This is a genomic window from Mesorhizobium sp. B3-1-8, from assembly GCF_006439495.1.
In the GTDB taxonomy this organism is placed as follows: domain Bacteria; phylum Pseudomonadota; class Alphaproteobacteria; order Rhizobiales; family Rhizobiaceae; genus Mesorhizobium.
This window is the reverse complement of the sequence record NZ_VFTK01000022.1, coordinates 110878-122205: the sequence shown is the minus strand read 5'-3', so window position 1 is coordinate 122205 and position 11328 is coordinate 110878. Positions and strand designations below refer to the sequence as shown.

Sequence of the window (11328 nt, the reverse complement as noted above, 5' to 3'; positions counted from 1 at the left end):
AGTCGAAGGTGGTCTGCTGCAGTTGCGGCAAAAGCTGCGTGGTGCTGAAGAGCACGGCGCCCACCGCCATCATGACGAGGAACGACATGCCGAACTGCCGGCTGAAAAGCAGGCGGATGTCGACGATGGGGTCGCGCCTTGTCCACTCCCACGGAACAAGCAGCAGGAACGACACCGCGGAGATCACGGCGAAAGTGGTAATGAAGGTCGAGGCGAACCAGTCGTTGCGCTGGCCTTCGTCGAGAAAGACTTCGAGGCAGCCGAGCGCCATCGCCACCAGGATGAAGCCGATCCAGTCGACCTTCAGCCCCTTGCTCAACCGCTCGCGGCGTTCGCGTTCGAGAATGTCTGGCTCGATCACCAGCCATTGCACGAGCGCCAGCGACATGATGCCGAACGGCACATTGATGAAGAAGATCCAGTGCCAGGAGAAATTGTCGGTCAGCCAGCCGCCGATGGTCGGCCCGACCGTCGGGGCGACGATCACCGCGATGCCGTAGAGCGCAAAGGCCTGGGAGCGTTTCTCAGGCGGGAACGTGTCGGCCAGGATTGACTGCTCGCTCGGCGCCATGCCGCCGCCGCCGAGCCCCTGCAGGATGCGGAAGGCGATCAGCGTCGGCAGATTGGGCGCCAGCCCGCACAGCAGCGACGCCAGCGTGAAGGTCGCCACGCAGATCATGTAATAGCGCTTTCGACCGATGATGCTGGTAAGCCAGCCGCTGACCGGGATGATGACAGAGTTGGCGACGAGATAGGTGGTGATCACCCATGTGCTCTCGTCCATGCCGGCGGCGAGGCTGCCGGCGATGTTGCGCAGCGCGACATTGGCGATCGAGGTGTCGAGCACCAGCATGAAGGTCGCGATCGAGACGACGATCGCGATCAGCCAGGGGTTGCGACCGCCGGCCGCCGACCGGCTCTGGTCGCCCTGGGCTGTCGCGGCATCGCTCATCGCACCTTGACCGTCGGCACCACCGACATGCCGGGACCGAGATAGACGCCGGGCGGCTGGTCGAACACGATCTTGACCGGCACACGCTGCACCACCTTGACGAAATTGCCGGTGGCGTTTTCGGCCGGGAGCAGGCTGAAGGCCGTGCCGCTGCCGGCCTGAACGCTGTCGACATGGCCATGGAAGGTCTTTTCCGGATAGGCGTCGATGGCGATATCGACGGGCTGGCCCGGTCGCATCAGGTCGAGCTGTGTCTCCTTGAAATTGGCTTTCACCCAGACGTCGTTGGGCACGAACATCATCAGCACCTGGCCGGGCTGCGCATAGGTGCCTTTCGCCACCGTGATGTTGGTGGCATGGCCGGCGACGGGCGCCGTGATGGTCGTGCGGGTGAGGGTGATCTTGGCTTGGTTCTCGGTGGCCTGAGCCTGGCGCAGCTTGGCCTCGGCACTCTTGCCTTGAGCCTGCAGAACAGCCACCTGGCTTTTCGCCGCCTCGACATTGGCGTTGGCGGTATCGAGTGCTGCCTGGTCCTGGCGCAAGGTCGAAGCGGCCTGCTGTGCCTGCTGTTGCGTCGCCGTGCCCTTGGCCAGGAGCTCACGGTTGCGCTGGTCCTCGGATTTGGCGAATTCGAGCGCTGCCTGCGCCTGCGCCACCTGCCTTTCGGCCGCATCGATCTTGGCGTTTTGCGCCTCGGTCTGGGCCTGCACATTGGCAATATCGGCCCGCGCCGCAACCACGCCGGCTTGTGCCTGTTTGAGCGAGGCCTGATAATCGCTGTCGTCGATGCGCAGAAGCACGGCGCCGGCCTCGACCGGCTGGTTGTCGGTGACGGCGACATCGGTGATGCGTCCGGCAATTTCCGCGCCGATCGTCACCGTGCGGGCGTCGATGAAGGCGTCGTCGGTCCATTCATACTGTCGCGCGTTGATCCACCAGATGACCACGGCCGCGATGACCAACAGGATGAGGATGGCGACGATCGCCGCTATGTAGGGATGGCGTCCGATGAGGCCGGGTTTGTTGTCGTCCGACGGACTGTCATTCGACTGCGAGTCTTGCGCTCGCTCGCCGTCGCGCTCGTTATCCATGCGCTTTTCGGCGTCCGGCGGGCGTTGCTGCCGATCGGACTGGGGCTGAACCCGCGCTTCCTCGGCGGGAGCGGTTTCGCGCTCTTTTCTTTCAGTTTTTGCGTCCAAGGCAACGGGTCCCAGATATCGTTGGCCCCCTCGCAGCAGGGTCAACGGGCGGTTTCCGCAAAGGTTCCTGCCCTCGGATGCGGCCATGGCCCGGCTGGCAGCGTCAGCCCGCCATCCAGCCGCCGTCCACCATCAGGTTTATGCCGGTGACATAGCTCGCCATATCGCTGGCGAGAAAGAGCGCCGCGCCCGCCACGTCGTTCGGATGCCCGAGCCGTGGCCAGGGTGTGCGGCGGCGCGAATAGTCGAGCGCATCAGGGTCGTTGGCGACGCCCGGCTTGCCGGTGATGATCTTGCCCGGAGCGATGGCGTTGCAGACGATCAGGTCGTCGGCATGGTCGACGGCGATCTGCCGGGTCATCTGCACGATGCCGCCCTTGCTCACCGAATAGGGCAGGTCGCCGGGGCAGGCGACAATGCCATGCTGCGAGGAGATGTTGATGATGCGGCCGCGCACATCATTGCGCGGCGCCTGGGTCAGCATCTGCATGACCGCGCGTTTGTTGCAGTAGAAGAAACCGGTCAGGTTGACGCCGATGACGCGGTTCCACTGTTCCGGCGTGGTCTCGATCAGATTGGTGCTGGTGTAGATCGCTGCATTGTTGACCATCACGTCGAGGCGTCCGAACTGGGCGATCGTCGTGCCTACGAGCACATCGACGGCGTTCCAATCCGAAATGTCGGTTCTGACGTAGGTGGCTGTGCCGCCGGCCGAACGGATCATGCCGACGGTGCCTTGGCCGCCCTCGATCGGCTGCTCCACCATGTCTGCAACGACGATATTGGCGCCTTCGGTGGCGAATTTCAGCGCGATGGCGCGGCCGATGCCGGAGCTCGCTCCGGTGACGATGGCTGTCTTGTTGGCGAGCAGGGCCATGATGTTCAGCTCTCCCGGGTGACGATCTTTCCTTGCGCCGCGCCGACCAGTCGCCCGTCGCGCACGATCTCGCGGCCGTGCAGGAAGACACTGGTCAGCCGCGCTTTCACGGTCCAGCCGTCGAAGAGCGTATAGCCTGCCCGCGACACCTGATCGGCATTGGCGATGGTGCTTGACTGACGCGGGTCGAGGATCAGCAGATCGGCATCGTGGCCGACGGCGATGCGACCCTTGCGCCGGCTGAGGCCGAAGCGCTCGGCTGGATTGCGGGAGCACATGCGCACCAGATCGGGCAGGGCGATGAGTCCTTCGTCGACCAGCCTCAGCATTGTCGGAAGCAGCGTCTGCAATCCTGGCACGCCGCCCGGGATGTCGGCGAAAGCGGCATAAGCCGCTGCCTTCTCGACGGGCGCGTGCGGTGCGTGATCGGTGGCGATGATGTCGATCAGCCCTGCGCCTAGCGCGGCGCGCAGCGCGTCGACGTCGTGTGGCGAGCGCAAGGGCGGCGAAGCCTTCAGCTTGGCGCCTTGCGTTTCGTAATCCTGCGCTGTGAAGAACAGGTTCTGCGGCGTGGTCTCGACGCTGGCGTCGGCGACGCCGCGCAGCCGGCTCCAGGTCTCGACGCCCAGCTCGGAATTGATCTGCCGGACATGGATCCTCGCTTCGGCCGAGGCGGCGGCGACAAGGGCGCGGGCGATGCCATTGGCTTCGGCGAGCGGCGGCCGGCTGTCCAGGAAGGCGGCGACGCTGCCGGAGCGATCCCGCGCCGTGCTGCCGGCCAGGATCGATTGGTCGCCGGGCGAGATGCCGATCAGCGTATCGGCGCCGGCGAAAGCCTTCAGCGCCTCCGCAACGGTATCGAGCGAGGCAAAAAGGAAGGTGTCCCGCACGTCGGCGGTGAACAACTCGAAGGAGACCGGTGCGAGGTCGAGCAGGCGGGGGATAAGCGACAGATCGCGGCTGACCACGGCCTGCAGGCCGACATCGATATGGATGCGGCCCTTCGCAATCGCCATCTTGTCGGCAAGTTGCTCGGGCGTGGCCGTCCATGGCTCATCGGTCGGCATGTCGAGTACGGTGGTGACGCCGCCGAGCGCCGCCGCATGCGTACCGGAGGAAAAGTCTTCCTTGTGGGTCAGGCCGGGATCGCGCAGATGCGCATGCGCATCGACAAGGCCCGGTAGCAGGAAGCAACCCGAGGCGTCGATGAGCGTGCTGGCTTCCGCGGCTTCGCTGGGCGCGATGAGTGCGGCGACCTTGCCCGCGGCGATGCCTATATCGCCCCGGCCGAGGCCGTCGGCGTTCACAACCGTTGCGCCGCGGATCAGCGTCTCGAACACGATTCCCCCTCAGCCGCGCTGCTCGAAGCGCGCATGGTTCGCGTGCCAGAAGCGCGCGATGTCCTCGCGGCGCATGAAGGCGGCGCCGTCGGATTTCTGGACATGCTCGATGACCTCGCGCAGGCCCGAGGCGCGGTTCGGCTGACCCGTCCAGCGGGCGTGGATGCCGATGGTCAGCATGCGGCCGCCGGTCTCGTCGGCTTCGCCAAGCATATAGTCGATGGCCACGCGGCAGTCCTCGGCGAAGTCGCGCGGATTGCTGTAGCCCGGAGCCACCAGATAGCGGCTGTCGTTGAGCGTCTTGGAGTAGGGGACGACCAGGATCTCGGTGCCCCGGTGATCGAGGAAATAGGGCAGGTCGTCGTTGCAGGGATCGGAGTGGTAGAGGAAGCCGCCTTCCTCGACCAGCAGGTCGCGCGTGTTGACGCTGGGTAGCGAGCGGCAGTTCCAACCCAAGGGCCGCTTTCCCAGCAGCTTTTCGTAAAGCGCGATCGCCTCGTGCAGATGGTGCTCTTCCTCGCCGCGCTCCATGGTCGTGTGGTCGATCCAGCGCAGGCCATGGCCCATCAGGTCATGCCGGCGGCTCTTCATCCATTCGACCAAGGGCGGGTTGCGCTCCAGCGCCACGGCGCAGGCGGAAAAGGTGACCGGAATGTCGTAGCGGTCGAACAGCCTGGCCAGGCGCCAGACGCCGGCGCGGCTACCATATTCGAAATGCGTCTCGGTGCCGAGATCGCGCACCGGCATGCCGCCGCTGAGATTATATTCGCCCCAATTGTCGTTGCGGCCATCTTCGAGCCAGGAGTATTCCGAGCCCTCCTCATAGTTGAGCACGAGGTTGACGGCGAGCTTGACGCCGCCCGGCCAGGTGACGAAGGGCGGGTGCGGGCCGTAGCCGACGAAATCGCGCGGCTGCTGGAAATCGGTCGGCATCGACTAGTCTCCTCTGGGCGGCTTGGCTCAGTTCTCGTTGGCGGCGATCCAGTCCATATAGGCATGGAACGCTTCCTTGCCGGCACGCGGCCGCCACGTGGTGTCGCGCATGATGCGCGCGATGTCATAGGCGCCCCACATGCCGCCTTTCAGCCTCACATCCTGGACGATGTTGGCGTCGTCTCCAGGCGTCACCTCCGCCTTCAGGCCCGGGACGCGTTCCTTTGCCCAGCCGATGATCTCGCCGATGGTCTGGCTGGAACCGGAGCCGATATTGTAGTGGCGGTAATTGAGGCGCGGCGCATCGATCAGCGCGAGGATCGCGGCGGCCACGTCGGTCGAGGCGACATAGTCGCCGACGGGCTCCAGGCTGTTCGGCCTGATCGTCTCGCCGGCCAAGGCCATATGCGCGACGCGGTTCGGAACATGACGAAAATTGCGGCTCTCGGTGGCGCGATCCATCGGGCCGTAGACGGAAGCGAGCCGCACCGAGGCCGCCGACAGGCCGAACAGATCGGCATAGCGGTTGGTGACCATCTCGGAGGCGAATTTCGAGATGCCGTAGAGCGTCAGCGGCGCGACATAACCGTCTTCCGGCAGTGGCTCGGCGCCCCAGTCCGGTCCGTTGTGGCGATAGACGGAACCGGAGCTGACATAGACGAAGCGTTTCAGGCCTGGTCTCGCGCGCGCCCAGTCCAGCATGCGCACTGTGCCCATGAGATTGACGTCGACGACGCGGGCCGGGTCTGCGGCCTCCGGCTGGCGCTTTGCCTCCGAGGCGCTGCCGCGCGAAATCGGCGTGATCGTCGCGCCATGCACGATTGCCGTGATGCCTTGCTTGTCGAGCGTCGCGGACCAGGCTTGCGGGTTGAGGATATCGGCGGAAATCACCGTCAGCCGGTCGCGCACCGGAGCGAAATGCTTCTCGGCTGCGGCATCGAGGCCGGAGCGATCGAGGATCACGGCGCGGGCTTGCGGATCGCGGTCCAGCCATGCGCGCGCGACCACGCTCATGACAAAGCCGGTGCCGCCGGTGACGAGCAAGGTCATGGAAACTCCTCTGGAAAGGTTGCTGCCTCAGCGCGTCGCATAGCCGCCATCCACGAGCATGTCTGATCCGGTGACGAAGGATGCGTCGGAGGAAAGCAGGAAAGCCGCCGCCGCGGCGATCTCGTCGGGCTCGGCGATGCGGTCGAGCAGATGGGCGGGACCAAGGCCGGCATTGGCGGCCTCGAAATCGGCGAACCGGCGCAGCAGGCGCGTCGTCGCCACCGCACCGGGCGACAGGCTGTTGACGCGGACCCTGTCGGGCGCGTGGTCCACGGCCATCGCCTTGGCGAGGTGGATCAGGCCGGCCTTGGCGGCGCAATAGGCGACGGCCCTGGCGGTGGCGACGCGCCCGAATTGCGAGCCGATGAAGACGACCGAGCCGCCGCCGCTTGCCGCGATCAGCGGCACGGCGAACTTGCTCATCAGGAAGGCGCCGGTCAGGCCGACATCGATCTCGTGCCGCCATGCGCTTTCGTCGAGATCGACGACGGTGGCGCTGGTCGAGGGTGCCGCGGCATTGTGCACCAATCCGTCGAGCCGGCCGAAGTTTTGCCGGGCAAATGCGACGGCCGCCTCCGCGGACTCGATATCCGTCACGTCGCATTGGCAAGCGGCAGCTGAAGGCCCGAGTGTCTGGGCAAGCTCGGTGGCCGGCTCTGGACCGTAATCGGCGCAGACGACCTTAGCGCCTTCGGCAACACAGCGGCGCGCTATCGCCGTGCCGATGCCGCTGGCGGCGCCGGCGATCAGGATGACTTTGCCCTCGAGACGCCTCATGTCTGGCGCTGTCATCAGGCCTGCTCCTCCAATGCCGGCATGGCCGCCAGCGTGACCGGACGGCGCAACAAGTTGTAGCAGGCAGCTAGAGTCACCAGCACGGCGCCGCCGCCCAGAAGCAGGAACATGGCCGGCGCGCCCATATGCTCCATCAGGCCGGCCGAAATGCCGGGCGTCGCGACATTGCCGATCGAATAGAGCAGGAGCAGCGTGCCGGAGGCTCCGACCATGTGCCGGCTGTGCAATTGCGAGGCGCCGAACGCCATCGCCACCGGATAGACCGTCAGCGCCGTCGCGCCATAGAGGAAGAACAGCACGAAGAGCAGCGGGACTGAAAAGTTGCCGAGCCAGGCGATCGCGGCGCAGAGCGTGACCGACAGGATGCCCTGGACAAGCAGTATGATCCTGCGCTCAAACCTGTCGGACAGCCAGCCGACCGGCGTCTGCGCCAGCATGCCGGCGATGCTGATGGTCGTGACCAGCCCGACCGTCGTTGCCGCCGACAGCCCGATCTGCGTGCCGTAGATCGGCGTCAGCACGAAGATGTTCATATTGGTGATGCCGCCCTGGAAGATCGCCACGACCGTCACCGGCGCCAGCCGGAAAAGCGCCAGCGGGCCGAGGCGCTTGACCGGCCTTGCCGAACTTGCGTGCTCCGGATCGGTGGCAGGCAGCGCGGGCCAGCGCCCACCGGCGAATTTGGAGATCAGCGCCAGCAGCACCGTCGCCGCCGCCACCGGGAACAGATGCGGCGATTGCGGGCCGACCATCGCGACCAGAACCTGACCGAGCAGCACGGCGATTGCCGTTGTCAGCATATAGATCGAAAACATCGCGCCGCGATTGTGGTGCTCGGCATAGAGGTTGATCCAGCTTTCGCAGACGACGAACAGCGATGCCATCGCGAGGCCGCCAAGCAGGCGAAAGCAGATCCAGCTCGGCAGGAAGTCGGTGAAGACGAAACCGGAAGCCGCCAGCAGCGCAACGACGACAATGGCAACGAAGGTTCGCTCATGGCCGTATTGGGCGACGGCCGGGCGGGTCACCAGGCATCCGATGAGGAAGCCCACGGGATAGGCCGTCAAGACGATCTGCACGACCTGGGGAGAAATGCCGGGCTTGCCAAGATGCAGCGACACGGCGGTGGTCAGCATGGCGCTGCCGATGCAGGCCAGGCAGATGCCGACCATGATCGGCAGCAAGGCACGGGACCGCTCTGCATTTTGCCAGAGCCGCGTCGCGGATTGAGCGATCGACCTCATGAATGCGGCTGCGGCGGCTCCCTGGCGGCACCGTTGACCGACGGCAGCCCGGCCAGAAGCTACACTTTGTGGCGATTGCCACAAACGAAGATTGGCGCGGCTATGGCTCAAATTTTTTTGGCCATGCCGGCGAAGGAAAGCGGCGTCTCGGCGCGCTGTAGGCTTTACAGCGGTTTTGCACCCTCCTTACCATAGGCAAAAACCAAAATCTGGAAACCAGCGGAAGGGAACATCATGACGATCGAACGCCTGGAAAACGGACAGCGCTTCTGCCGGGTGCTCCGCTATAACGGCACCGTCTATGTGGCGGGGCTGACCGCGGACGATCTTTCGGGCGACACCACTAGCCAGACCAAGCAGATCCTTGCCAAGATCGACGCGCTTCTCGCCAAGGCCGGCAGCGACAAGTCGAAGCTGCTCAGCGCGCAGATATGGCTCAGGGACATCGCCGATTTCGAGATGATGAACACGGCCTGGGACGCCTGGATCGACAGGAGCGCCATGCCGGTGCGCGCCACGGTGGAAGCGCGGCTTGCCGGCGACCAGTATCGCGTCGAGATCATGGTGACGGCGGCCGTTGGCTGAGCCGGCCGGCGAGGGTACGCCAATGCATGAGCTGGTGATCAAGGGCGGGCGCGTGGCGCTCGACGACGGCTGGGCCGAGTGCGACGTCGGTATCGACGATGGCCGCATCGCCGCCATCGGCAAAGGTCTTTCCGCCGAGAAGGCGATCGACGCCGGCGGCCGCTGGGTGATGCCCGGCGGCATCGACGCGCATTGCCATCTCGACCAGCCGGTCTGGGGTGGAGCCGGCAATGCCGACGATTTCTATTCCGGCACGATCTCCGCCGCTTTTGGCGGCACGACCTGCATAGTTCCGTTCGGCATGCCCGGGCAGGACATGACGACTGTCGGCGCCATGGACCGCGCGCTGGAGCGCGCTGCGAGACGCGCGGTGATCGACTACGGGCTGCATGCCGTGGTCACCATGGGCACCGGCGCGGATGTCGAGGCTCAGCTTGGCGCGCTCGCCCAGCGCGGCATCGCCTCGGTCAAGCTGTTCATGACCTATCAGGGTTTCGCCGTCGACGACGACCTCTTCTTCAAGGTTCTCGATACGGCAAGGCGGTTGGGCTGGATCGTCATGGTCCATGCCGAGAACGACGCCGCGATCCGGCGCACGCGCCAGCGGCTGATCGATCTCGGCCGCACCGATATCCGCTATCATGTCGTTGCCCACAGCGAGACGATGGAGCGCGAGGCGACGCATCGCGCGCTGGCCTTTGCCGAGATGACCGGCGCGCGCATGACCATCGTGCATGTCTCGTCCTGGCAGTCGGCCGAGGAGGTGGCGCGGGCAAAGATGCGCGGCGTCGACGCTATCGCCGAGACCTGCCCGCAATATCTCTTTCTCGGCGCGGCCGATCTCGATCGCCCGGCAATCGATGCGGCGCGCTTCGTCTTCTCGCCGCCGCCGCGCTCGCCGCGCAGCCACGAGCATCTGTGGCAAGGGCTGATCAATGGCGGCATCGACCTGTGGTCGTCCGATCATTCGCCATATTATTTCGCCGACAAGATCGGGCAGTCCGAGACACCCGGTTTCACCACGACACTGAGCGGCATTCCAGGCATCGAGACACGCCTGCCGCTGCTGTTTTCGGAAGGGCTGCTCACCGGCCGCCTGACGCTCGAGCGCTATCTCGACCTCACCTCGCGCAATGCAGCCTCGATCTACGGCTTCGCCGATCGCAAGGGTCGCATCGCCATCGGGCTCGACGCGGACCTAGCGCTGTGGGATCCGACGGCGCGCTGGACGCTCGGGCACAGGGCGCTGCATTCGCGCGTCGACTTCACGCCCTACGAGGGCAGGGTTGTCACCGGCAAGCCAAGCACCGTTCTGGTGCGCGGCGTGCCGGTGGTCGCCGACGGCAAGCTGCAGGCGGAGGCGGGCTTCGGGCGCTTTGTGGCACGCACCGCCGCCGATCCGGCGCATCTCAGAAAACCAGTCGAGGATTGGACACCATGGCTCGATGCCTGACCATCGCCGTTTGCCAGACCGGACCGATCCAGCGCAGCGCCACGCGCGCCGAGACGGTCGGGCGCCTAGTGCATCTCCTGGAGAAGGCTGCTTCCGCCGGCGCGGAGATCGCGGTGTTTCCCGAAATGGCGCTCACCACTTTCTTCCCGCGCTGGCGCATCGACGACCAGGCCGAGATCGACGCCTTCTTCGAAGCCTCGATGCCGGGGCCGGAAACGCGGCGGCTCTATGATGCCGCCGCGCGCCTGAAGGTTGGCTTCGCGCTTGGCTATTGCGAGCTGGCGCAGGAAGAGGGCCGCACGCGCCATTTCAATACAATGGATCTGGTCGGGCCAGACGGTGCCTTCATCGGCCGCTACCGCAAGATGCATGTGCCGGGTTCGAGCGAGCCGGAGGCGGGCACGACCACGCATCTCGAACGACGCTATTTCGAGCCGGGCAATCTCGGCTTTCCGGTCTTCGACTATCGCGGCGTGCGTGTCGGCCTCGCCATCTGCAACGACCGCCGCTGGCCGGAAACCTATCGCATGCTCTGCCTCAACGGCGCCGAGGTGGCGTTGCTCGGCTACAACACGCCGCTTTTGCTCGACGAAGCGCCGGCTCTGGCGCATCTGAGAATGTTCCACAACCATCTGCCGATGCAGGCCGGTGCCTACCAGAACACGCTCTGGGTCGCCGCCGCAGCAAAGGCTGGTCTGGAAGACGGGCAGGCGCTGATCGGCGGCTCCTGCATCATCGCGCCGACCGGCGAGATCGCGGCACTGGCAATGTCGCTCGACGACGAAGTCATCGTCCATCGCGCCGATCTGGACCTGATCGAGACCTGCCGGAAAGTGAATTTCAACTTCGCGCTCTATCGCCGCCCCGATCAATACAAGCGCATCTCGGAACCGGTCTGAG

General features: G+C 65.4%; 11 protein-coding genes. 3 read left to right on the top strand and 8 right to left on the bottom strand.

Features of this window, described 5'->3' with window-relative positions:
- The 8 genes from FJ424_RS20900 to FJ424_RS20865 form a co-directional block, all read right to left on the bottom strand.
- Positions 1-952: DHA2 family efflux MFS transporter permease subunit (locus FJ424_RS20900; protein ID WP_140652589.1), on the bottom strand; the 952-nt coding region annotated here is incomplete at its 3' end.
- The gene (locus FJ424_RS20895) at positions 949-2043 is read right to left on the bottom strand and encodes an HlyD family secretion protein (protein ID WP_140652587.1); all 1095 of its coding nucleotides are present in this window, start codon (positions 2041-2043) and stop codon (positions 949-951) included. The genes FJ424_RS20900 and FJ424_RS20895, both read right to left, overlap by 4 nt.
- Positions 2044-2254: 211 nt before the next feature.
- A complete protein-coding gene (locus FJ424_RS20890) occupies positions 2255-3028 on the bottom strand; it encodes an SDR family oxidoreductase (RefSeq protein ID WP_140652585.1) in 774 nt (257 codons plus the stop codon).
- A gap of 5 nt (positions 3029-3033) precedes the next feature.
- Positions 3034-4368 (bottom strand): dihydroorotase family protein, encoded by a 1335-nt coding sequence (locus FJ424_RS20885; protein WP_140652583.1) that lies wholly within the window; start codon positions 4366-4368, stop codon positions 3034-3036.
- A 9-nt stretch (positions 4369-4377) separates the two neighbouring features.
- Positions 4378-5301: a polysaccharide deacetylase family protein gene (locus FJ424_RS20880; protein WP_140652581.1), complete on the bottom strand. Its 924-nt coding sequence runs from the start codon at positions 5299-5301 to the stop codon at positions 4378-4380.
- Between the two features lie 27 nt (positions 5302-5328).
- Positions 5329-6351: an NAD(P)-dependent oxidoreductase gene (locus tag FJ424_RS20875; RefSeq protein ID WP_140652579.1), complete on the bottom strand. Its 1023-nt coding sequence runs from the start codon at positions 6349-6351 to the stop codon at positions 5329-5331.
- 27 nt (positions 6352-6378) lie between these two features.
- On the bottom strand, positions 6379-7143 hold the full coding sequence (locus tag FJ424_RS20870) for an SDR family oxidoreductase (protein WP_140652577.1): 765 nt from the start codon (positions 7141-7143) through the stop codon (positions 6379-6381).
- The gene (locus FJ424_RS20865; RefSeq protein WP_140652575.1) at positions 7143-8390 is read right to left on the bottom strand and encodes an MFS transporter; all 1248 of its coding nucleotides are present in this window, start codon (positions 8388-8390) and stop codon (positions 7143-7145) included. Before FJ424_RS20865 ends, FJ424_RS20870 begins: the two co-directional genes overlap by 1 nt.
- 234 nt (positions 8391-8624) lie before the next feature.
- Between FJ424_RS20865 and FJ424_RS20860 the strand changes: the two genes are divergently transcribed.
- The 3 genes from FJ424_RS20860 to FJ424_RS20850 are packed head-to-tail and all read left to right on the top strand — an operon-like array spanning position 8625 to position 11327.
- Entirely contained in the window at positions 8625-8975 is a 351-nt protein-coding gene (locus FJ424_RS20860; RefSeq protein WP_041007422.1) for a RidA family protein, read from the top strand.
- A 22-nt stretch (positions 8976-8997) separates the two neighbouring features.
- Positions 8998-10428 carry a dihydropyrimidinase gene (hydA, locus tag FJ424_RS20855; RefSeq protein ID WP_140652573.1) on the top strand — a complete coding sequence of 477 codons (1431 nt, stop codon included), beginning with the start codon at positions 8998-9000 and terminating at the stop codon, positions 10426-10428.
- A complete protein-coding gene (locus FJ424_RS20850) occupies positions 10413-11327 on the top strand; it encodes a nitrilase-related carbon-nitrogen hydrolase (RefSeq protein WP_140652571.1) in 915 nt (304 codons plus the stop codon). The genes hydA and FJ424_RS20850 overlap by 16 nt, the downstream gene beginning before the upstream one ends.
- Position 11328: the final 1 nt, after the last annotated feature.